The organism is Streptomyces sp. NPDC030991 (genome assembly GCF_055571235.1).
Window position 1 is genome coordinate 748,388 of sequence record NZ_JBVIFR010000001.1, and the last position, 22,447, is coordinate 770,834.

Here is a 22,447-nt window from a genome sequence, read left to right on the forward strand (position 1 = left end):
GTTACCAAGAAAAGCTCCCAAAACAGACAGATAGATGTCCCTGGAAGCCATGTCGTATCGTCAGACCCGCGCCCGCCGGCGAGTAACGCCGGTGATCCGACCGGGAGGAGCCCCCGTGACGCAGCACGCCCCGCCCACCGAGCCCCAGCTGTCCGGCATCCGCAACTTCCGTGACGTGGGCGGCCTGCCGACCGTGGACGGCCGGCGCGTGCGACCGGGTGTGCTCTACCGCAGCGGCCACCTCGCCCACGCCACCGCCGAGGACGCCGCGTTCCTCACCGGGCTCGGCCTGCACACCGTCTTCGACTTCCGCAACGCCGCGGACCAGCGGCTGGAGGGCGCCGACATCGAGCTGCCCGGCGTGCGCAACCTGAACCTGCCGCTGACCGACCCTGCGGACGGCGCCGAGTTCTGGAAGATGGTCCGCGACGGCGACATGGACCAGCTGCGCTCCCTGCTCTCCGAGGGCCGCGGGGCGGACCGCATGATCACCTCGTACCGCTCGATCATCTCCCAGCGCACCGCCGAGCACAGCCGCGTCCTGCACGCGCTCGCCGAGAACAGCCTGCCCGCCCTGATGCACTGCGCGGCGGGCAAGGACCGCGCGGGCCTGTCGATAGCCGTGACCCTGCTCGCCGTCGGCGTGGAGCGCGACGCCATCGAGACGGACTACCTGGAGTCCAACGCCAAGCACCGCCGCTACCGGGTGCGGCGCACCGCCACCTCGGGCGACGCCTACTCCCCCGAGGTCATGGAGCTGCTCAGCCCCCTCTTCGACGCCCGTGCCGCGTATCTGCACGCGGCGTTCGACACCATCGAGCAGACCTGGGGTGACACGGACCGCTACTTCGAGGAGGGGCTGCGGTTCGGCGCGGCCGACCGCGACCGGCTGCGCGAGCGCCTCCTCGACTGACCCGCGCTACTGGCCCCCGCCGACCGTGAACAGCAGGTAGAGGAAGGCGGCGAGGGCGTGCCCCGCGAAGACGTACACGAGGACCCGCACCCAGATGCCGCGCGGCAGCTTGTCCTCGATGTCCCGCCGGGCGGGCCGCTCGCCCGCGCCGTGTTCGGTGGCGTCACTCATGGTCGGACCTCCCGGATCGGGTGGCCGCCGGGCCGAGGCACAGCGCGGCGGTCGGGCTCTGCAACAGGGTGTGTACGAAGAGGAGCTCGGCCCCGCCCCGGTCCGCGGCGGCGATCCGGTGCGGGGTGAGCGAGTCGAAGTGCGCGCTGTCCCCCGGGTCGAGGCGGTAGGACGTGTCCCCGAGACGCAGCCGCAGCCGTCCTTCGAGGGCGTAGAGCCACTCCTCGCCGGGGTGGACGCGCACGATGTCGCCCTGCGACCCGTAGGGCACGTGGACCCGCAGGGCCTGCATGCCGCGGCCGGGGGAACCCGCCTGGAAGTACGTCCATCCGCCCGCCTCGGTCGCCTCCATGGCGTCGGCCCTGACCACGGCGTCGCGGTCGGCGGGGGTCTCGCCGAGGAGCTCGGAGACCGTCGTACCGTAGATACGGGCGAGGGCGAGCAGCATCGGCAGCGACGGTTGCCGCTGTCCGGTCTCCAGGCGCGACAGATGTGCGGGTGAGAGCCCGGCGGAGCGGGCGGCGACCTCGAGGGTGAGGGCGGCGCGGCGGCGCAGGGCACGCAGCTGGGGCGCGACGGCGGGCAGCTCCGGGGGGTGCGGAGCCTCCTCCGGGAGGGCAGGGCTCATGGTGTCGATTACGCCAGAACCCTGCCCGAGGGGCAATTTTTTTGCCTCGGAGGCAAAGAGCGAGGCCGTGCGTCAGCGGTTGGCGACCGCCTGCTTGATCAGGGTCCTGCCGAAGTCCCACATCAGGCCGCCGCCGCTGTGCGCGTCGTCCATCACGGCCGTGAACGCCTCCACGAACCGCTCGACGTCGGCCTCGTCCACGACGAGCGGCGGGATCAGCTTGATGACCTCCAGGTGGTCGCCGGAGACCTGGGTGAGAATCCGGTGCTTCTGCAACAGCGGTACGACCACCATCTGCGCGAACAGGCCCTTGCGCGCGGCCTGCAACATGGCCCAACGGCTGCGCAGCTTCAGCGATCTGGGCCTGCCGAACTCGATGCCGATCATGAGGCCGCGGCCTCGGACGTCGCTCAGCAGCTCGTAGTGGTCGATGAGCGCGGTGAGGCGCGATGTCAGCAGCTCGCCCATGGCCCGCGCGTTGGCGACGGTCTCCTCGTCCTCCATGACGGAGAGGACCGCGAGGCCGGCGGCCATGGCCTGGGCGTTGGCCCCGAAGCTCGCCGAGTGGACGAGGACGCGGTCCATGGACGAGTAGACCCGGCGGAAGATCCAGTCCTTGCCGATCGTCGCCCCGACCGGCACATAGCCGCCGGACAGCGCCTTGGCCACGCACACGAGGTCCGGCTCGACGCCGTCCTCGTGCTGGTAGGCGTAGAAGTCGCCGGTGCGGCCGAGGCCGGTCTGCACCTCGTCGGCGATGAGCAGCGCCTTGTGCTTGTGCAGGAGCTCCTGGGCGGCCCGCAGATATCCCGGCGGCGCCTCGTGCACGCCCTTGCCCTGGATCGGCTCGACGATGAGCGCCGCGACATCGCCCTTCTTCAACTCCCGTGCCAGGGCGTCGAGATCACCGAGCGGTACGGCCGTGTCGGGCAGCAGCGGCGCGAAGCCGTCGCGGAATCCGTCCTCGCCGTTGACCGACAGCGATCCGGTGGTGAGGCCGTGGAAGGCGTGCGAGCAGAACAGGACGCGCGGCTTCCCGGTGGCGTAGCGGGCGAACTTCAGCGCGGTCTCCACCGCTTCCGTCCCGCTGTTGCCGAAGAAGACGCGGTCCAGGTGCGGGCTGTGGGTGAGCAGTTTCTCGGCGAGCAGGCCCGGCAGCGGCTGGCAGTCGAAGCGGGTGAGGTCGGCGAGCGAGGCGTCGAGGACGTCGTGCAGCGCTTTGCGTACGACGGGATGGTGGCGGCCCAGGCCCATGACGCCGAAGCCGGCGAGCATGTCGAGGTAGTCGTTGCCTTCCGCGTCCCAGAAGTGTGCGCCCTCGGCCCGCTCGTACACCTTGTCGAAGCCGATGGTGTGGAGCATCTTCGGCAGCTGGTGGTTGAGGTACTTGGCGTGCAGCTCGTACCGTTCGCCGCCGCGCTCGGCCAGTAGCCTGCCGAGGTCGAACTCCTTGGTCATACGTCGTTCTCCTTGCCGACCTTCTCGGATGTACCGGCTTTCAAATTGAGGCTCGTACTGATCCGCCCCGCGATCTCCACCGGCGTCAGTCCGATGTCGGCGAGCACCTCGGCCCGTTTCGCGTGTCCCAGGAACTGCTCGGGGATCCCGAACCGCCGTACGGGCACGTCGACCTCGGCGTCGCCGAGGGCCAGCGCGACGGCCGAACCGACGCCCGCCGCCCTGCTGTTGTCCTCGACCACGGCGACGAGCTCGTGCCCGGCCGCCAGCGGTGCGAGGCTGGGGTCGACCGGTTTCACCCACCGCGGGTCGACGACCGTGCAGTGGACGCCGCGCGCCTCCAGCAGCTCGGCGGCCTGAAGACAGACGGGTGCCATGACGCCGACGGAGACGAGCAGGACGCGGGGGGCGTCCGCGCGGTGCAGTACGTCGATGCCGCCGACCCGGTCGACCGCCGGGACCGGCGCTCCCACGGCCTCCTTGGGGAAGCGCAGCAGGGTCGGCGCGTCGTCCACGGCGACGGCCTCCCGCAGTTGGGCCCGGAGCTGGTCGGCGTCGCGCGGCGCGGCGATCCGCAGGCCCGGCACGACCTGGAGGACGGACAGGTCCCACATGCCGTTGTGCGAGGCGCCGTCGACGCCGGTCACGCCGGCCCGGTCGAGCACGAAGGTCACCCCGCAGCGGTGCAGGGCGACGTCCATCAGGAGCTGGTCGAAGGCCCGGTTGAGGAAGGTCGCGTAGACGGCGACCACAGGGTGCAGGCCACCCGTCGCGAGGCCGGCGGCGGAGACGGCGGCGTGCTGCTCGGCGATCCCGACGTCCCAGACCCGGCCGGGGAACTCCTGGGCGAACCTGGTCAGGCCCACCGGGTGCAGCATCGCCGCGGTGATCGCGACGACGTCCTCGCGCTCCCGGCCGATCGCCGCGATCTCGTCCCCGAACACCGAGGTCCAGGAGGGCCCGTTGGCGGGGGCGAGCGGCTCGCAGGTCAGCGGGTCCATCACGCCCACGGTGTGGAAGCGGTCGGCCTCGTCCGCGAGCGCGGGTTCGTAACCGCGCCCCTTCTCGGTCAGGCAGTGCACGAGTACCGGACCGTGGAAGCGTTTCGCGCGGCGCAGCGCCGATTCCATCGCCCCCACGTCGTGGCCGTCGATGGGCCCCACGTACTTCAGGCCGAGGTCCTCGAACATGCCCTGCGGCGCGAAGGCGTCCTTGAAGCCCTTCTTGGCGCCGTGCAGGGACTCGTACACCGTGTGCCCGACCACGGGGGTGCGCAGCAGGACGTCCTTGCCCCAGGCGAGCACCTTCTCGTAGCCGTCCGTCGTGCGCAGCGTGGCCAGGTGGTCGGCGAGGCCGCCGATGGTCGGCGCGTACGAGCGCTCGTTGTCGTTGACGACGATGATCAACGGCCGGTCCTTGGCGGCCGCGATGTTGTTCAACGCCTCCCAGGCCATGCCGCCGGTGAGCGCCCCGTCACCGATGACGGCGACCACGTGTCCGCGCCCGCCCTGCACCTGGCGCGCCTTGGCGAGTCCGTCGGCCCAGCCGAGCGCGGTGGAGGCGTGGCTGTTCTCCACGATGTCGTGCTCGGACTCCTCGCGCGAGGGGTAGCCGGAGAGGCCGCCCTTGCCGCGCAGCTTGGAGAAGTCCTGACGGCCTGTCAGCAGCTTGTGCACATAGCTCTGGTGGCCGGTGTCCCAGACCAGCCGGTCGACGGGTGACTCGAAGACCCGGTGGAGCGCGATGGTGAGCTCCACCACGCCCAGGTTGGGCCCGAGATGACCGCCGGTTCTCGCGACCGCGTGGATCAGGAACTCCCTGATCTCCGCGGCCAGTTCGCCGAGCTCCTCCTCGCTCAGCGCCTTCAGGTCGCGCGGTCCCCGGATGGTTTCCAGAATCGTCACGCTCGAGCCCCCTTCCCGTCCGGACCTACGAACTCAGCTCACGGTGACGCCGGGCGCACCCGACGCGACGCCGTCCTTCTCCATCTGCTCGGCGATCTTCATCGCCTCCTCGATCAGCGTCTCCACGATCTTCGACTCGGGCACGGTCGCGATGACCTCGCCCTTGACGAAGATCTGGCCCTTGCCGTTGCCGGAGGCGACGCCGAGGTCGGCCTCGCGCGCCTCGCCCGGCCCGTTCACGACACAGCCCATGACGGCCACGCGCAGCGGGACCTCCATACCGTCGAGACCGGCGGTGACCTCCTCGGCCAGCTTGTAGACGTCGACCTGGGCGCGGCCGCAGGACGGACAGGAGACGATCTCCAGGCGGCGCGGGCGCAGGCCCAGCGACTCCAGGATCTGGTTGCCGACCTTGATCTCCTCGACCGGCGGGGCGGAGAGCGAGACGCGGATGGTGTCGCCGATGCCCTCGGAGAGCAACGCCCCGAACGCGACGGCCGACTTGATGGTCCCCTGGAAGGCGGGCCCGGCCTCCGTCACCCCGAGGTGCAGCGGGTAGTCGCAGGCGGCGGCCAGTTGCCGGTAGGCGTGGACCATCACCACGGGGTCGTTGTGCTTGACGGAGATCTTGATGTCGCGGAACCCGTGCTCCTCGAAGAGGGACGCCTCCCACAGCGCCGACTCCACGAGCGCCTCCGGCGTCGCCCTGCCGTACTTCTCCAGCAGCCGCCGGTCCAGCGAACCGGCGTTGACCCCGATCCGGATCGGCGTTCCCGCGTCGGACGCGGCCCGCGCGATCTGCTTCACCTGGTCGTCGAACCTCTTGATGTTGCCCGGGTTCACCCGCACCGCCGCACACCCGGCGTCGATCGCGGCGAACACGTACTTCGGCTGGAAGTGGATGTCCGCGATGACGGGGATCTGCGATTTCCGCGCGATGGTCGCGAGGGCGTCCGCGTCGTCCTGGGTGGGGCACGCCACGCGCACGATCTGACAGCCGGAGGCGGTCAGCTCGGCGATCTGTTGCAGCGTGGCCCCGATGTCCGAGGTCCGCGTCGTCGTCATCGACTGCACGGACACCGGTGCGCCGCCTCCCACGGCCACCGGTCCGACCTGGATCCGACGGCTCACGCGCCGTTCGGCGACGGGTCGGACCGGTACCTCGGGGAGGCCCAGTGAGACTGGTTCTCCGGCACTCATGGCGTCGTCACCCACGGTTCCCGGCGACGGTCTCCGTCATCGCGCGCAGGGACTCCTTGAGGGAGCCCATGGTGGCGAGGACGGCGGTGGGCTCGTAGCCGCAGTGCGCCATGCAGTTGGCGCAGCGCGGGTCCTTGCCCCGGCCGTAGGCTTCCCAGTCGGTCTCCTCGATGAGCTCCTTGTACGAGGGCACGTACCCGTCGCTCATCAGGTAGCAGGGCCGCTGCCAGCCGAAGAGCGAGTAGTTCGGGATGGCCCACGCGGTGCACGGGAAGTCGACCTTGCCCTCGAGGAAGTCGAGGAACAGGGGTGAGTGGTTGAGCCGCCAGCGCCGCCGGTTGCCGCCGGAGAAGGCCTTCTTGAACAGTTCGCGGGTCTGGGTGACACCGAGGAAGTGTTCCTGGTCGGGCGCCTTCTCGTAGGCGTAGGCGGGCGAGATCATCATCTCGTCGACCGCGAGGTCGTCGTTGAGGTAGTTCATCACCTCGATGATGTTCTGCGGGGTGTCCGTGTTGAAGAAGGTCGAGTTCGTGGTGACCCGGAAGCCGCGCTTCTTGGCTTCCTTGATCGCCTCGACGGCCTCGTCGAAGACGCCTTCCTTGGCGACGGACTCGTCATGCCGCTCACGCATGCCGTCGATGTGCACGGTGAACGCGAAGAACGGTGACGGGGTGAACTTCTCCATCTTCTTGCGCAGCAGCATCGCGTTGGTGCAGAGGAAGACGTACTTCTTCTTCGCCACCAACTGACGCACGATCTCATGGATCTGAGGGTGCATCAGCGGCTCGCCGCCGGCGATCGACACCATCGGCGCACCGGACTCCATGACGGCGCCGACGGCCTGGGCCACCGGCATGCGCTGCTTGAGCACGCCGGCCGGGTGCTGGATCTTTCCGCACCCCTCGCACTTCAGGTTGCAGGCGAAGAGCGGCTCCAGTTCGACAATGAGCGGAAACTTGTCCCGCCTGCGGATCTTCTGTTCAACGAGATACGTCGCAACCTTGATGGACTGACGAAGCGGCATGACCATCTGGCTCACCTCCGAGGGAGCAGCAAAGAACGGTGCCATTCGAAAAAAGCGGGAAGGACGGCACGAAGGACACGGAAAGCTGATAGTCCACCGCGAAGCGTGCCGATCCGGACGAGTTCATGTTCTGGAGCGTCGACCACCACCCGGACGGCCGCAACCGGGCGGCCGGCCGGCCCCTCGGCCGCCGAAGCCGCGCGCAGGGTGGCCGCGGACTCCATGTCGACCGCGATCGCGCCGGTGGCGAGCAGGTCACCGCGCTCGTGGCCACGGATCACGTGATCGGAACCGGTGAGCGGGCCGGTGTGCACGGTTCTGCCGGGCACGGCCTTGACCAGCTCTTTCACCAGGAGTTCCGTGCCCGCGCACGGCGTACGGCCGTACGCGTCGCGGGTTTCGTCGGCCACGACCAGGTCGCCGGGGTGCATCCCGGGCGCGAGCCCGGCACAGAAGCCGGTGGCGACCACGGCGGCGGCGCTGAGGGCGGCGTCCGCAAGGGCGTGCGTCATGGCGCGTTCGGCGGCCCTGGGGCCCATGCCGGTACGGAGCACGGTCACCGGCGTGGCCGCACCGGCCCGGCTGCCGGTGCGCAGGGCGAAGTGCTCGATGCCCAGCGCGCACGCGACGAGCAGCGGCATCGTCTCCGGCCCCGGCGTGGCCGCCGGGTCCTTGGTCATCAGCTTCCCTTGGCCGCGGCGGCGGCCAGGTCGGCGAACGGCTCACCGTGGACGTACCGGCCGAGCGCGGTCAGCGGGAAGACGTGCCGGTAGAGGTGGTAGTTGATGGAGAAGTCCCAGGGGAACCCGGTGCCGGTGAAGTACGGCTCGTCCCAGGTGCCGTCCTCCGTCTGGGTCTCGGCGAGGAACTCGATCCCCCGCTCCACGGCCTTGGTCTCCCGCTCCCCGGCCGAGAGCAGCGCCATCAGCGCCCACGCGGTCTGCGAGGCGGTGGAGACGCCGCGGCCCTTCCAGTCCTCGTAACGGTACGAGCGCAGGTCCTCGCCCCAGCCGCCGTCCTCGTTCTGGACGGATTCGAGCCAGGTGACGGCGCGCCGGATAGCGGGGTGCGAGACGGGCAGCCCCGCCGCGGTCAGGGCGGGGACCACCGACCCTGTTCCGTATACGTAGTTGACGCCCCAGCGGCCGAACCAGGCGCCGTTCGCCTCCTGTTCGGCGAGGAGCCACTCGATGCCGCGCCGGGTGCGCGGATCGTGCGCCTTGCCCTCGATGGCGAGCATCTCGACGACGTGCCCGGTGACGTCGGCCGACGGCGGGTCGATCACCTCGCCGAAGTCGCAGAACGGCAGCCGGTTGGGGAACGGGCTGGTGTTGTCGACGTCGAAGGCGCCCCAGGCCCCGTTCTTCGACTGCATGCCCAGATTCCAGCGCACGCCGCGCTCGATGGCCTTCTCGACGCGAGCCCGGTCCGGGTGGCGGACCCGGCGCAGCGCGAGCACGACCTCGGCGGTGTCGTCGATGTCGGGGTAGTTGTCGTTCTGGAACTCGAACGCCCAGCCCCCGGAGTCCAGTTGGGGTCTGCGTACCGACCAGTCGCCGGGCCGGTCGATCTGCTCGTCCATCATCCACGTCGCGGCGTTGACGAGGCTCGGGTGGTCGGCGGGGAGTCCGGCGTCGGCGAGTGCGATGGTCGCGAGGCAGGTGTCCCACACCGGGGACTGGCATGCCTCGATCATCCGGGCCCCGTCCTCGCGCCACACGGTGAACCGGTCCAGCGACGCCAACCCGGCCTTCAGGACGGGGTGTTCGAGGTCGTACCCGACCAGGTGCAGGGCGATCACGGAGTAGACGGCCGGCGGCTGGATGCCGCCCCAGCAGCCGTCGTTCTCCTGCCGCTCGATGATCCAGCGCGCCGCGGAGTTGATGGCGGACCTGCGCAGTCGTTTGAGGGCGACCTTCTGGTAGCCGTGCATGATCTTGTCGAGCCGCTGGAAGGCGCCGTCCCAACTGGCCACCGGCGCAAGGGGCTTGGCCGGGTTGGGATCGCTCGCGTCGGTGTGCAGCTCGTCCAGCGGGAAGGGCGCGGGCCGCACCGGGCGCTTCGCGGACACGATGGTGAGCGGCACGATCGTCTGCCGGGCCCAGCACCCGAAGTCGTAGATGTTGAGCGGCATCCACTTCGGGAAGTAGATGAGCTCCGGCGGGAGTTCGGGGAGGTCGTCCCACTTCCACCAGCCGAACAGGGCCAGCCAGATCCGGGTGAAGACGCGGCTCGCGGCGATGCCGCCGCGCTCGCGGATCCACGCGGAGGCCCGGGCCATGTGCGGATCGTCGGGGGCGTCTCCGGCGAGCCGCAGGGCGACGTACGCCTCGATGGTCGTGGACAGTTCGCCGGGTCCGCCGTAGAAGGTGGCCCAGGTGCCGTCCTCGCGCTGCTCGCCCCGGATGAAGAGGGCGGCGGCGTCGGTGGTGGCCTGGTCGCGGATACCCAGGAACTGACGGAGCAGCAGGTCCTCGGCGTCCATCGTCACGTTGGTTTCGAGGTCACCCTTCCACCAGCCCTGGGCGTCCTGCCGGGCGAGCAGGAAGTCCGTGGCGCGCTGTATGGCTCGGTCGGCGGCGCTGGGTGTCCCGGCCGTCTCGGGGATCGTGTCGGTCAGTGGGGCAGTGGTGGCCGAGGTCGCCTCGGGAGCTACGGCTCCGGTGCTTCCGTCGGTCGTCGCTGTCATGGCTATCCCTTCGTGCAGTGGTTCTTCTCTGCTGGGTAACCGTCGGCCGATGCCCTGGCGGGACACCGGCCGGCGACTGCGAGTCATATGCGGCCGATAATGATCATCTCTTTCGTACGACGACGAAGTCGGCGAGCGCCGCGAACTGGGCGCGTACCTGGTCCGGCATCTGGACGGAGTCCAGGGCTTCGAGGGCGACGGTGTGCTGGCGCCGCGCCTCCTCGGTGGTCCACTCGCGCCCGCCGGCCTTCTCGATGAGGTCGGCACGGGCGGCGAACTCCGCCTCGGAGAAGTTGTCGACGTCGCCCGTGGAAGAAGTCCGCTCATCGACGTCGGTCCTGGCGTCCGCGGCGAGGAGTTCGCCGAGCCGCTCGGAGGCGGGGCCGCCCGCGGCGAGCGCGGCGACGACCGGCAGCGACTTCTTGCGCTGGCGCAGGTCGCTCCAGGTCTGCTTGCCAGTGGACACGGGGTCGCCCCAGATGCCCAGCAGGTCGTCGACGGCCTGGAAGGCGAGGCCCAGGTGGTAGCCGTACCGCTCCAGGGCGTCGGCCGTGCGGTCGTCGGCGCCGCCGAGGACCGCACCGATGGAGGAGGCGCAGGCGAGCAGGGCGCCCGTCTTGTTGCCCTCCATCTCCAGGCACTCCTCGACGCTGACGCGCTCGCGGTGCTCGTAGGAGATGTCCTGTGCCTGGCCGTCGATCAGCGCGCGGGAGGCGGTGGTGAGGCGGCGCGTGGCGCGGCCCGCGTCGACCGAGGCGATCTCCAGGAGCACCTCGTTGGCGAGGGCGAAGAGGGCGTCGCCGACCAGGATGGCCTGCGCGGGGCCGTGCACCTTCCACACGGTGTCGCGGTGCCGGCGCTGCTCGTCGCCGTCCATCAGGTCGTCGTGCAGCAGCGAGAAGTTGTGGACGAGCTCGACGGCTACGGCGCCGGGCACGCCGACCTCGGGAGCGGCGCCGGCGGCCTGCGCGGAGAGCACGGCGAGGGCGGGGCGCACGGCCTTGCCGCCGTCGCCGTCCGCGGGGTTGCCCTCCGCGTCGATCCAGCCGAAGTGGTAGGCGGCGACGGTGTCCATGGGCGGCGCGAGGCGGCCCACCGCCTTCTTCAGCACCGGAGTGGTCAGGGTTCGGCCGCGCTCCAGAAGCGCGGTCACGTCCACCGCGTCGGCAGCCGATCCGGCCGAGGGCACAGGTGGCACAGTCTCTCCTTGGTTAACCGATGCCGGCGTTGCAGCCGGGGTGACTTCGATGCTCACGCCGCCTCCCGGAACAGATGGGCGCGCGGGCGGCCGAGTGCGGCGAGCGCGGCGTCCGCGGCGCTGGTACCGCTGCGGACCGCGCTTTCCATGGTCGCGGGCCACCCGGTGGCGGTCCACGCGCCGGCCAGGTAGAGGCCGGGGGCATTGGTGCGGGCCGCGGGCCGCAGGGCGCCGACGCCGGGGGCCGGCGCGAAGGTCGCCGTCCGCTCGCGCGTGACGAAGAAATCGTGCACCCCGGCGCCGCGTGCGGCGGGCAGCATCCGCTCCAGCTCCGGCAGGTAGCGCTTGCGCAGCGCGGCGACGGGCTCGTCGATCTCGTCCTGCGCGGCCGACTGGGACACGGCCAGGTACTGGCCCTCGGTCAGGCCGGAGGCGTCCGTCCGGTCGAACACCCACTGGACCGGCGAGCCGAGCGCGGCGAAGAAGGGTCGCTTGAGGACCTTGCGGTCGTACACGACGTGCAGGTTGAGGATGGGCGCGGTGCCGATGTCGAGGAGCCGGCCGGGATCGTCGAGCGCGCCCTCGGGCAGCAGGTCATGGGCCTCGCGCTGCGGTACGGCGAGCACGAGGGTGTCCGCGGTGAGGATCTGGCCGGACGTGTCCGGCCCCTCGGGAACCTCGACGCTCCAACGTCCGTTCTCCATACGGGAGATGGAGGTGACGCGGGTGCGGAGTTCGGTGCGCACACCCGCGGAGTCGAGCGCCTTGCGGGCGAGGGTGTCGTGGAGTTCGCCGAGGGGCACGCGGGCCCAGCCGATGTCGGCGGCGCCAGGGGCGGAGAGCAGCCCGGTCTTGAACACCATGGCGGCGAGCCCCAGCGAGGAGTCGCCCGCCACGGCGTTCAGGGTGGCCACGCCGACCAGGTCCCAGAGCGCCTCGATGGCCCGCCGCGACTGACCGTGCTCCGCCAGCCAGGAGCCGAAGTCCCGCTCGTCGAGCGCCGGGTCGGTGAGGTCGAGGCCCTTGAGGGCGAGCGCGGCACGCCCGACGTTGGCGCGTTCGGCCAGCGACAGATGCGGGTAGGTGGCCAGGCTTCTGGCCAGATGCAGCGGCACGGGCAGCGCGCTGCGCCGCAGTCGGCCGAGCCGGTTCCTCTCCGCGTCGAGCACGGGCACGTCGAGACGTTCCTGCACGGGCGCGAGCGCGGTGGCGTCGATCCGGTCCAGGAACCAGCGGTAGGCGGTGCAGCAGCGCAGGTACACGTGCTGGCCGTTGTCGACGGTGAGGTCGCCGCGCTTGAAGGAGAAGGCGAGGCCGCCGAGGCGGGGCCGCCCTTCGAGGAGCGTCACGTCCATGCCGCCGTCGGCGAGCGAGAGCGCCGCGGTCACCCCCGCGAGCCCGCCGCCGACGACCACCGCGACGGGCCGGGGCCGGGACGCGGCGGAGTCCTCGTCCCGCGCGTCCGGTGCCGTGTTGCCGGTGCTCATGCGGTCTCTCCCTCGGTGCTGCCCGCCGTGCGAACGGCCGGCGTGCGGCGGGGTTCGCCGGGTGCGGCGAACGCCCGGCCGGTCGTTGCATGCAGGGACGCCACGCCGCACCGGAGGGTTGCCCGCCGCTTGGCGGTCCTCAGGCGGATCTGCGCGGCGGAGCCGGCAGCGAGCACCGGTTCGCCCATCAGGCGCGCCTTCTGAGCGCGGCCCGGGAGACGGTGCGCGCGTCGAGGCCGGACAGGCCCCGCACGGCGACGTACGCCTTCTCGTGGCCGGGCAGCGAGACCCGGCCGCGGAGCACGGCCTCCGGTTCGCGCTCGATGCGGTCGAGCAGCCGTCGGTAGATCCCGGCCATGGCGGCGACGCAGGCGCCGGAGCGCCGGTCGAGCATGGGCAGGAGCCGGTAGCCCTCGGCGAACAGGGCGCGGGCGCGACGCACTTCGAAGTGCACGAGACCGGCGAAGTCCGAACCGGCGGGCGGCACTGGACCGTCGAACCCGGCCGAGCAGCCGAACTTGCCCAGGTCGTCGGCGGGCAGATAGGTGCGCCCGTCGGCGGCGTCCTCGCGGACGTCCCGGAGGATGTTGGTCAATTGGAGCGCGAGGCCGAGCGTGTCGGCGTACTCGGGCGCGCGGTCGGCGTCGCGCGCCCCCGGTTCGGTCCCGAACACGCCCAGGGAGACCCGCCCGATGGCGCCGGCGACGCACCGGCAGTACACCTTCAGGTCGTCCCACGTCTCGTAGGTCTCGCCGCGCAGGTCCATGAGGACGCCGTCGATCAGCTCGTCGAGCCCGCCGAGCGGGATCGGGAACCGGTCGGCGGCGTGCGCGAGCGCGACGGCCACCGGATCGGTGTCGTCCTCGTCGACCTTGCCGTCGCGGACCCGGCCGAGCAGCGCCCGGGTCTCCTCGAGCCGCTGCGCCTTGACCTCCGGCGCGAGCGTCCCGTCGCCGATGTCGTCGACACGGCGCGAGAACGCGTACACCGCCGACATGGCGCGCCGCTTCGCGGTCGGCAGCAGTCGGATGCCGTAGGCGAAGTTGCGGGCCTGTTGGCCGGTGACGGTCTCGCAGTAGCTGTATGCGGCGAGCACCGGTGCCGACACCTGCTGGTCAGACTCCACGGTTTTGCTCACCCCTCTCCTCGCAGCGTCGCTCCCACCTCGCGCAGCAGCTGGAGCTTGGTGGGTTTGGGCGGTCCCGGAAGGACGTCGTACGAAACGGCGGTGATCGCGTGGACCGCCGCCTTCCCCCCAGCCACGAACCCGGCCAGCAGCAGCTTCAACCTGCCGTGGACGCTACCCACGAGGGGGGTGCCTTCATTCAGGAGCCGGAGGGCGCGTTCCGCTTCGAACGCGACCAGGGCGCGCACCGATGCGCCTGCGGTCGGCACGGCGAGATCCGCCTCCTGGACGTGGAACTGTTTCATGTCTTCGGCGGGAAGGTAGATGCGGTCGCGCTCCAAGTCCTCGGCGATGTCCTGCAGATGCTCGACGATCTGCAGGGCCGTGCAGACCGCGTCCGACAGGCGGACGCGCTCGGGGGTCGCGGTGCCGGTGATGGCGAGGACGAGGCGGCCGACCGGGTTGGCGGACAGCGCGCAGTAGGCGACCAGGTCGTCGTAGGTCTCGTAGCGCCTGACCAGCTGGTCCTGGCGGTTGGCCGCGATGAGGCCGAGGAACGGCTCGGGGGTGAGCGAGCGGCGCCGAACGGTGGGCTGCAGGGCGCGCAGCAGCGGGTGTCGCGGCGTCGCGTCGAAGACCCGGCGCAGGTCGGCCTCGAAGGCGTCCAGCATGGCCAGGCGGTCGTCCGCCTGTTCGGGTGAGAGACCGAGGAGGCGGGCGTCGGCGCCGCCGGGGGCGAGGTCGCCGTCCCCGATGTCGTCCACCAGGCGCGCGAATCCGTACACCGCCATCAGATCGTCGCGCCAGGCGCGCGGCAGGAAGAAGGGGGCCACCGGGAAATTCTCGTCCGCGGCCTTGTCGAGGGTGGCGCTCGCCGGGCTCCGTACGGACTCCGGGCGCACACGGGAAGTGTGGCTCACCGGGCGCGGTCCGCTTCCGGAACGACGGCGAAAGCCTTGTGGACCTGGAGAGTTTCCGTAGCCATTGCCGTCACATCTCCCGTTCTACACTGCGGACCTAATACATCCTATTTCGGACACGCCGCCCGGACGTCCATACAACCGACCCACCCCCATGGGACGGGGTATCGCGCATTATCGCCCCACTTGCCGCGAATAAGCACCGGTACAGCTTACGTTGTACAACGATGGGCGCCGCGGCGGGGTGTTCCGCACATCACAACAACACACCGATTGGCGCCAAGATTCCTTGCAGGCAAGGAAGTTGACCCACCTTTGACCTTGATCGTCACCGTCGCGGCCAAGTAGTTGGTGGCTACAGGCATATCGGAGGCCCCACCCGGTGGATCTCGGTGGGGCCTCATATGACGCGGCCGGGAAGTCGGGCGGTTACTTGCCCGTGAACTTCTCGTACTCCTTCAGTACCTCGGCCGTCGGACCGTCCATACGCAGCTCTCCGCGCTCCAGCCAGAGAACGCGGTCGCAGGTGTCGCGGATGGACTTGTTGTTGTGACTCACCAGGAAGACCGTGCCGGCCTCCTTGCGCAGCTCACGGATACGGGCCTCGGACCGCTTCTGGAACGCGCGGTCACCCGTGGCCAGGGCCTCGTCGATCATCAGCACGTCGTGGTCCTTGGCGGCCGCGATGGAGAAGCGGAGCCGCGCCGCCATGCCGGACGAGTAGGTGCGCATCGGCAGGGTGATGAAGTCGCCCTTCTCGTTGATGCCAGAGAAGTCGACGATGTCCTGGTAGCGCTCCTTGATCTCCTCGCGGGACATGCCCATCGCGAGACCGCCGAGGATGACATTGCGCTCACCCGTCAGATCGTTCATCAGGGCCGCGTTCACACCGAGCAGCGAAGGCTGGCCGTCGGTGTAGACCTTGCCCTTCTCCGCGGGCAGCAGGCCCGCGATGGCGCGCAGCAGCGTCGACTTGCCCGACCCGTTCGAGCCGATCAGGCCGATGGCCTCGCCGCGGTAGGACGTGAAGGAGACCCCGCGCACGGCGTGCACCTTGCGCACGCCCCGCTCCTCGCCGCGCTTGAGTATGCGGCTCAACGCCGAGGTGGCACTGCCCTTGCCCGCCTTGGCGCCGTTGACGCGGTACACGATGTGCAGCTCGTCGGCGATGACCGTCGGGATCCGCGCATCGGTCGTCTTGTCGAGATCAGCCACGGCCGTACCGCTCCTCTGACTTCCAGAAGTAGATGAAGCCGGCGATCCCGATCAGGACCGCCCACCCGGCCGCGAAGGCCCACACGTGCGGCGGCAGGTACGAGGAACCGTAGTCGTCGATCATGGCGAACCGGACCAGGTCCATGTACAGGGAGGCCGGGTTCCACTGGAGGACGTCCGCGAGCCAGCCGGGCGCGTTCTTGTCCGCGAGCATCGCGGGGATGCTGAACATGACGCCGGATGCGTACATCCAGGTGCGCATGACGAAGGGCATCAACTGCGCCAGGTCGGGCGTCTTGCTGCCGGCCCTGGCGAAGATCAGGGCGAGCCCCGTGTTGAAGACGAACTGCAGGAGCAGCGCGGGCAGCACGAGCAGCCAGGACAGGGACGGGTAGATCCCGAAGCCCACCATGACCACGACGAGCACGATCATCGAGAAGAGCAGCTGCTGGAGCTGCTGCAGCGCGAAGGAGATCGGCAGCGAGGCCCGCGGGAAGTGGAGCGCCCGAACCAGGCCCAGGTTCCCGGAGATCGCCCGTACACCCGCCATGACCGAGCTCTGGGTGAAGGTGAAGACGAAGACACCCGTCACCAGGAACGGCACGTAGATGTCGTGCGGGATGCCCTTCCTGGCTCCCAGCAGCAGTCCGAAGATGAAGAAGTAGACCGCGGCGTTCAGCAGCGGCGTCGCCACCTGCCAGACCTGGCCGAGCTTGGCCTGGCTGTACTGGGCGGTCAGCTTCGCCTGCGAGAAGGCGAGGATGAAGTGGCGCCGGCTCCACAGCTGTCGTACGTACTCGAACAGACCGGGGCGGGCTCCGCTGACGGACAAGCCGTACTTGGCGGCGAGCTCGGCCGGGGGGAGCCCGTCGTCGGGCGACGGGGCCGCGGTCACCGCGACCGCTCCGTCATGCGTTGTCTCACTCACAAGGGGAACTTTCGTCTTCCAAAGCGCAGCCTGGTCGGGCATGGGCGGGGGCCTCGGGCCGGAGTTCGGCCGAATGCCCCCGGAGTCGAGCTTGTCAGATGACAGGAGGTCGGCCCAGTCGGGTCAGGCGCCACACCGTACGCCACTTCATGGGCCGCCTGGGGCCACAGGGCGTGGTCCAGCCCTCCTTGAAGCCGCCGAACCAGGCTTTCAGCGCCGGGCCCGAGGGGCGGCGGGCCAGCGTGAGGAGCAGCCACACGCCGAGGTAGACGGGGACCAGGGGCGCGGGCAGGTTGCGGCGGGCGAGCCAGACGCGGTTGCGGGCCACCATGCGGTGGTAGACCGCGTGCCGGGACGGGGCCGTGGTCGGGTGGTTCAGGACCATGTCGGCGCGGTAGTCGATCATCCAGCCCGCGTCGAGGGCACGCCAGGCGAGGTCGGTCTCCTCATGGGCGTAGAAGAACGCGTCGGGCAGGCCGCCGACCTCGGCGACGACCCGCGTACGGACCGCGTTGGCGCCGCCGAGGAACGTCGTCACGCGCGAGGAGCGCATCGGGTCGGCGGCGCGCAGCCGCGGCACGTGCCGGCGCTGGGTCTCGCCGGTGTCCGGGTCCGCGATCCGGAAGCTGACGATGCCGAGCTTCGGGTCGGCGGCGAACGCCTCGCGGCACAGCTCGGCCGTGTCGGTCAGCGGCAGCAGCCCGTCGTCGTCGAGGAAGAGCAGGATGTCGACGTCGGAGCCGGAGGGCCCGAACGCCTCGATGCCGACGTTGCGTCCGCCGGGGATGCCGAGGTTCTCGGGCAGTTCCACGGTGCGTACGAGCGACGAGAACTCGGTGACGTCCGGGACCGGTGAGCCGTTGCCGACCACGACCACCTCGACCGGGTCGCCCTCCTGCTTGGCGACCGAGTCGAGGAGTGCGCGCAGTTCGGCCGGGCGGTTGCCCATGGTGATGACGACCGCACCGACCTTCAACCGCCCGGCCGGGGTGCTCACTTCAGCCTGCTCGAAGCGAGGATGGACACGAGGTGGAGCAGGGTCTGCAGGAGCGCGATGCCGGCGAGGACGGCCACACCGAGGCGCGTGAAGAACAGGTCGCCCCGGATCTGGTCCACGATCGCGAGGACCAGGATGAGGAGCGAGGCCTCGATGCCGAGGATGAGCCGGTGGAACTTGAGCGCGGCGGCGGCCCTGCGGGCCAGCGCCATGCCCGAGCCACGGATCTCGGACGCGGACTCCTTGACCTGTTCCCGGCCGCTCTGCGCGCGGGACACGCCGACGAGGTCCGTCTCGGCCTTGATCATGATGGCGCCGAGCGCGGCGAGCGTGCCGAGGAAGGCCCAGAGCCAGTCGATCCGGCCCGAGCCCCACAGATCGGCGGCGCGCAGGCCGAAGCCGACCAGGACGGCGGCGTCGGTGAGGTACGCGCCGACGCGGTCCATCCAGACCCCGGTGAGCGAGTACTGCTTGCGCCAGCGGGCGATCTCGCCGTCGACGCAGTCGAGCAGGAGGTACAGCTGGACCGCGACGACGCCGAGGACGGCACCCCAGATGCCCGGCACGAGCAGGGCGGGGGCCGCGAGGACGCCGCAGACGGTCATCAGGTAGGTCAGCTGGTTGGGCGTGACCTTGGTGTTGACCAGGTGGCGGTCGATGCGCAGCGAGATCTCGCGCATGTAGAGCCGTCCACCCCAGTGCTCACCGCTGCGCCGGTCCTTCACACCCGCGGGGTGGACGACCGGGCGGAGCTCAGCTACCGATGGCTTGTGCATAGTCGGCGTAGGCGTCCCTGATCTGATCGGTGGTGAGGGCGAGGTGTTCGAGGATCGTGTAGCGGCCCGGCCGGGTCTGCGGAGCGAACTCCACGACCTTGACGAACTCCTCCACGGTGAAGCCGATCTCCTCGGGCAGCACGGGCAGGCCGTGGCGGCGCAGCACCGACACCATGTAGGCGGACTGCTCGCGGGCACCGCGCAGGTGCATCGCGAAGGCGGCGCCCAGGCCGCACTGCTCGCCGTGGCTGGCGGCGCGCTTGGGGTAGAGGAGGTCGAAGGCGTGGTTGATCTCGTGGCAGGCGCCGGAGGCGGGCCGTGAGTCGCCGGAGACCGACATGGCGATGCCGGTGAGGACCAGGCCCTCGGCGAGGATCTGGAGGAAGTCGTCGTCGCCGACGCCGCCGGGGTGGCGCAGGACCGCTTCGCCGGCCTGGCGGGCCATGGCGGCCGCGAGCCCGTCGATGTCCTCGCCGCGCTCACGGGCGGCCAGCTCCCAGTCCGCGACCGCGGAGATGTTGGACAGGGCGTCGCCGATGCCGGAGCGGACGAAGCGGACCGGCGCCTCGCGGATCACATCGAGGTCGATGACGACCGCGATGGGGTTCGGCACCCCGTACGAGCCGCGGCCCGCGTCGTTGTCGAGGGTCGCGACCGGCGAGCACAGGCCGTCGTGCGACAGGTTCGTCGCGACGGCGACCAGCGGCAGTCCCACGCGCGCGGCGGCGAACTTGCCGCAGTCGATGATCTTGCCGCCGCCGAGCCCGACGATCGCGTCGTAGCGGCCCGCCTTCTTGATGTCGTCGGCGAGCTGGATGGCGTCGTCGAGGGTGCCGCCGCCGACCTCGAACCAGTCGGCGCGGGGCAGCGAGGGTTCCAGACGGGCGCGCAGGGCGGCGCCCGAGCCACCGCTGATCGCGATGGCCAGGCGCCCCGTGGACGACGAGATCCTCTGGTCGGCGAGGACCCCGGCCAGGTCGTTGAGCGCCCCCGGCCGGATGTCGACGACGACCGGCGAGGGGATGAGCCTCGTCAGTACTGGCACGCGATCTCCCGGGCCTTGGCGAGGTCGTCGTGGTTGTCGATCTCGACCCACTTCACGTCGCCGATCGGGGCGACGTCGACCTTGAAGCCGCGGTTGACGAGCTCCTGGTAGCCGTCCTCGTAGTACAGCTGCGGGTCACGCTCGTACGTGGCCTTCAGGGCGTCCGCCAGCTCGTCGGCGGCCTCGCCCTCGATGAGGGTGAGGCCGATGTACTCGCCGGTGGCCTCGGCCGGGTCCATCAGCTTCGTGATCTTCTGGACGCCCCGCTCGGGGTCCACGACGACCTTCATCTCCTCCTCGCCGAGGTCCTTCACCGTGTCAAGGGCAAGAATGATCTTCTTGCCGTCGCCACGGGCGGCGAGCAGCGTCTTCTCGACGGAGACGGGGTGCACGGTGTCGCCGTTGGCGAGGATCACCGAGTGCTTGATGGCGTCACGGCCGCACCACAGGGAGTAGGCGTTGTTCCACTTCTCGGCCACGTCGTTCTCGATGAGCGTGAGTTTCAGGCCGTACTTCGCCTCCAGCGCGGCCTTGCGCTCGTAGACGACCTCCTTGCGGTAGCCGACGATGATGCCGACCTCCTCGAGGCCGATCTCGGCGAAGTTCTTGAGGGTGAAGTCGAGGACGGAGAGCTCGTTCTCGGTTCCCTCGCCCGCGACGGGCACGAGCGCCTTGGGAAGCGTCTCGGTGTAGGGGCGAAGCCGGCTGCCGGCGCCGGCGGCCAGGACGAGGCCGATCATGCGGGTTCTCCTTCATCGTGTACGGCGGGTGCTCCACGACGAGCGGAAGCGACCCAGAAGCGGATGCTCTCGGCGAGCACCACCAGTGCCACGGCCACGGCGAGAACCGTGAGCGCGAGCGTGAAATCTGTCGTTGCGAGGAGCGCGGCCAGCAGGGTGACGAGCAGGGTTCTGCCGTCGTGCCCGCCGATGGCGTGCACCAGCCAGCGCGGGGGCGCTCCGGTGCCACCGCGGATGCGGTACACCGTGTCGTAGTGATGGTAGGCGACTGCCGCCACCAGCCCGAAAGCCGCGGGCAAGGCCCCGTGCACATCCGCCCTGGCCGCGAGCAGCAGGATCGTGCCGTACTCGGCCACCCGGAAGACCGGCGGGACCAGCCAGTCCAGGGGGCCGCTCAGCGGTCCGGAGACGGCGAGGGAGGCCAGGACCACGTAGACGCAGGCCGCGCCGAAGACGCTCCAGGACCCGTAGCCGCAGACCGCGGTGGTGATCAGGAGGACTGCCGCGCCGAGGGCGGCGAGCAGCGGGGCGGTGTATCCGCCGCCGCGCAGCTTGCGGACCGTGCCCCCGTTCAGCAGGCCGGTGTCGGCCAGCTCGGCGAGCGCCTGGGCGGCCCGCGGGGTGCGCTGTGCCTTGCGGGTCAGGGAGCGCAGGACGCGGCCGGCGGTGGTGTAGCAGGCGGCGAGCGCGCAGCCGACGAGCAGGACGTAGAAGGTGATGCGCGGTGTGGTCACCGCGGTGAGGACCGCGATCAGCGCCCAGCGTTCGCCGATCGGCAGCACTATCATCCGGCGCACCCACACCGTCCAACCGACGCTGTCGAGCTTGTCGGAGAGGGCGGCGGTGGGGCTGGTGTTGGCGGTCGCGTCGTGGTTCGCCTCGTTGAAGGAGAAGTCGACGACGTGCCGGCAGGTCTGGAGGACCATCGCGCCGAGCGCCAGGGCCCACACATCGTCGCCGGTGGCGTTGGCCGCGCCGAGCGCGAGGCCCGCGTAGTAGGCGTACTCCTTGGCGCGGTCGAAGGTGGCGTCGAGCCAGGCGCCGAGCGTCGAGTACTGGAGCGAGTAGCGGGCGAGCTGCCCGTCGGTGCAGTCCAGGACGAAGGAGAAGAGGAGCAGCAGGCCCGCGGCGACGAACCCGGGCCGGGTGCCGGTGGCCGCGCAGCCCGCCGCGATCAGGGCGGTGAGCAGCGACGCGGTGGTGACCTGGTTCGGGGTCAGGCCGCGCCGTGCGCACCAGCGCGCGATGTAGCGGGAGTACGGGCTGATGCAGTACGTGGTGAAGAAGCCGTCCCGCGCCTTGACCGCCGTACGCAGCCGGATCGCCTCGTCGTCGACGGCGGCGACGGCCTGGCGGGCCTCGTTGCGGGCCTGCGGGTCGGCGGGTACCGCGGCGACGAGTTCGCCGAGCTCGGGGCGGTGCACATCGGTGCCGGCCGCCTCCAGGCTCCTGGCCACGGCGTCGGGCGCGATGCCGGTGTCCTGGACCGCCCGGTCCAGGGCCTGGCGGCCCGCGGGCAGTGCGCAGACGGCGCCGGGGATCGCCGACGCGGGAAAGCGGGGGTCGGTGAGGCCGAGGCGCAGGGCGTGGACATGGCCCACGAAACCCGCGTCGACGACCGCGACCCGCTGGTCGCCGGGGACGGTGGCGAGCGCCGCTTCGGCGCCCGCCCCGTCCGGGGCGAGTCGTACGTCGAAGCCGAGTGCCCGCAGGTCGCCCTCCAGGGACGACCCGGGAACCGGCTGACCGGTGACGATGGCGGTCGACAGACGAACTCACTCCTTGGGTGCCGACGCGAGCGCGCCGGGCTCATGCACGATGGAGGCGCCCGGAGCGCAGTCCCTAGGGGTGGCCGGGCGGCATGTCGGCAGAGGTTATCGGATGCCGCGAGGCGGGCGTTCACCGCCCGTTCACGGTCCGATCGACCGCTGTCCCACGCGGTCTGCGTGGTCCAGGCCGCCCGTGCATCATTGACGATCAAGCCCCCGCGCCACAAACCCGGGGCGGGCGGTGTCCCGCTTAGGGTGG

General features: G+C 70.6%; 20 protein-coding genes. 1 reads left to right on the plus strand and 19 read right to left on the minus strand.

Translation table 11 applies throughout. From position 1 onward, the window contains the following. Positions 1-115 precede the first annotated feature (115 nt). A complete protein-coding gene (locus tag ACZ45E_RS03525; RefSeq protein ID WP_468215877.1) occupies positions 116-913 on the plus strand; it encodes a tyrosine-protein phosphatase in 798 nt (265 codons plus the stop codon). Between the two features lie 6 nt (positions 914-919). Here ACZ45E_RS03525 and ACZ45E_RS03530 read toward each other — a convergent pair whose 3' ends face one another. The 19 genes from ACZ45E_RS03530 to ACZ45E_RS03620 all read right to left on the minus strand — a co-directional run bounded on the left by ACZ45E_RS03530 (position 920) and on the right by ACZ45E_RS03620 (position 22,188). Continuing rightward, complete coding sequence (locus ACZ45E_RS03530) at positions 920-1,084, minus strand: DUF6126 family protein (RefSeq protein WP_468215879.1); 165 nt, start codon at positions 1,082-1,084, stop codon at positions 920-922. Further along, on the minus strand, positions 1,077-1,712 hold the full coding sequence (locus tag ACZ45E_RS03535; RefSeq protein WP_468215881.1) for a helix-turn-helix domain-containing protein: 636 nt from the start codon (positions 1,710-1,712) through the stop codon (positions 1,077-1,079). Before ACZ45E_RS03535 ends, ACZ45E_RS03530 begins: the two co-directional genes overlap by 8 nt. Positions 1,713-1,784: 72 nt before the next feature. After that, positions 1,785-3,170 carry an aspartate aminotransferase family protein gene (locus tag ACZ45E_RS03540; RefSeq protein WP_468215883.1) on the minus strand — a complete coding sequence of 462 codons (1,386 nt, stop codon included), beginning with the start codon at positions 3,168-3,170 and terminating at the stop codon, positions 1,785-1,787. After that, positions 3,167-5,074: a 1-deoxy-D-xylulose-5-phosphate synthase gene (dxs, locus tag ACZ45E_RS03545; RefSeq protein ID WP_468215886.1), complete on the minus strand. Its 1,908-nt coding sequence runs from the start codon at positions 5,072-5,074 to the stop codon at positions 3,167-3,169. Before dxs ends, ACZ45E_RS03540 begins: the two co-directional genes overlap by 4 nt. 33 nt (positions 5,075-5,107) lie before the next feature. After that, the gene (gene ispG, locus ACZ45E_RS03550) at positions 5,108-6,274 is read right to left on the minus strand and encodes a flavodoxin-dependent (E)-4-hydroxy-3-methylbut-2-enyl-diphosphate synthase (RefSeq protein WP_468215888.1); all 1,167 of its coding nucleotides are present in this window, start codon (positions 6,272-6,274) and stop codon (positions 5,108-5,110) included. A gap of 7 nt (positions 6,275-6,281) precedes the next feature. Next, complete coding sequence (gene hpnH / locus ACZ45E_RS03555; protein ID WP_468215890.1) at positions 6,282-7,304, minus strand: adenosyl-hopene transferase HpnH; 1,023 nt, start codon at positions 7,302-7,304, stop codon at positions 6,282-6,284. 5 nt (positions 7,305-7,309) lie between these two features. Then, positions 7,310-7,978, minus strand: coding sequence for a phosphorylase family protein (locus ACZ45E_RS03560; protein ID WP_468215893.1), 669 nt, complete (start codon positions 7,976-7,978; stop codon positions 7,310-7,312). Continuing rightward, a complete protein-coding gene (shc, locus tag ACZ45E_RS03565) occupies positions 7,978-9,987 on the minus strand; it encodes a squalene--hopene cyclase (protein WP_468215895.1) in 2,010 nt (669 codons plus the stop codon). The genes ACZ45E_RS03560 and shc overlap by 1 nt, the downstream gene beginning before the upstream one ends. Before the next feature lie 103 nt (positions 9,988-10,090). Next, on the minus strand, positions 10,091-11,176 hold the full coding sequence (locus ACZ45E_RS03570) for a polyprenyl synthetase family protein (protein WP_468216064.1): 1,086 nt from the start codon (positions 11,174-11,176) through the stop codon (positions 10,091-10,093). A 62-nt stretch (positions 11,177-11,238) separates the two neighbouring features. Next, entirely contained in the window at positions 11,239-12,672 is a 1,434-nt protein-coding gene (gene hpnE / locus ACZ45E_RS03575) for a hydroxysqualene dehydroxylase HpnE (RefSeq protein ID WP_468215898.1), read from the minus strand. A gap of 187 nt (positions 12,673-12,859) precedes the next feature. Further along, positions 12,860-13,810 carry a presqualene diphosphate synthase HpnD gene (gene hpnD, locus ACZ45E_RS03580; RefSeq protein WP_468215900.1) on the minus strand — a complete coding sequence of 317 codons (951 nt, stop codon included), beginning with the start codon at positions 13,808-13,810 and terminating at the stop codon, positions 12,860-12,862. Then, positions 13,807-14,700 carry a squalene synthase HpnC gene (hpnC, locus tag ACZ45E_RS03585; RefSeq protein ID WP_468215902.1) on the minus strand — a complete coding sequence of 298 codons (894 nt, stop codon included), beginning with the start codon at positions 14,698-14,700 and terminating at the stop codon, positions 13,807-13,809. Before hpnC ends, hpnD begins: the two co-directional genes overlap by 4 nt. Before the next feature lie 447 nt (positions 14,701-15,147). After that, the gene (locus ACZ45E_RS03590; protein WP_468215904.1) at positions 15,148-15,933 is read right to left on the minus strand and encodes an ABC transporter ATP-binding protein; all 786 of its coding nucleotides are present in this window, start codon (positions 15,931-15,933) and stop codon (positions 15,148-15,150) included. After that, positions 15,926-16,861, minus strand: coding sequence for an ABC transporter permease (locus tag ACZ45E_RS03595; protein WP_468215906.1), 936 nt, complete (start codon positions 16,859-16,861; stop codon positions 15,926-15,928). Before ACZ45E_RS03595 ends, ACZ45E_RS03590 begins: the two co-directional genes overlap by 8 nt. 94 nt (positions 16,862-16,955) lie before the next feature. After that, entirely contained in the window at positions 16,956-17,837 is an 882-nt protein-coding gene (locus ACZ45E_RS03600) for a glycosyltransferase family 2 protein (RefSeq protein ID WP_468216066.1), read from the minus strand. A gap of 17 nt (positions 17,838-17,854) precedes the next feature. After that, on the minus strand, positions 17,855-18,634 hold the full coding sequence (locus ACZ45E_RS03605) for a CDP-alcohol phosphatidyltransferase family protein (RefSeq protein ID WP_468215908.1): 780 nt from the start codon (positions 18,632-18,634) through the stop codon (positions 17,855-17,857). Continuing rightward, positions 18,612-19,679: an iron-containing alcohol dehydrogenase family protein gene (locus ACZ45E_RS03610; RefSeq protein WP_468215909.1), complete on the minus strand. Its 1,068-nt coding sequence runs from the start codon at positions 19,677-19,679 to the stop codon at positions 18,612-18,614. Before ACZ45E_RS03610 ends, ACZ45E_RS03605 begins: the two co-directional genes overlap by 23 nt. Next, positions 19,667-20,419: a phosphocholine cytidylyltransferase family protein gene (locus tag ACZ45E_RS03615; RefSeq protein ID WP_468215911.1), complete on the minus strand. Its 753-nt coding sequence runs from the start codon at positions 20,417-20,419 to the stop codon at positions 19,667-19,669. Before ACZ45E_RS03615 ends, ACZ45E_RS03610 begins: the two co-directional genes overlap by 13 nt. Then, a complete protein-coding gene (locus ACZ45E_RS03620) occupies positions 20,416-22,188 on the minus strand; it encodes a DUF5941 domain-containing protein (RefSeq protein ID WP_468216068.1) in 1,773 nt (590 codons plus the stop codon). The genes ACZ45E_RS03615 and ACZ45E_RS03620 overlap by 4 nt, the downstream gene beginning before the upstream one ends. Between the last annotated feature and the right edge of the window lie 259 nt (positions 22,189-22,447).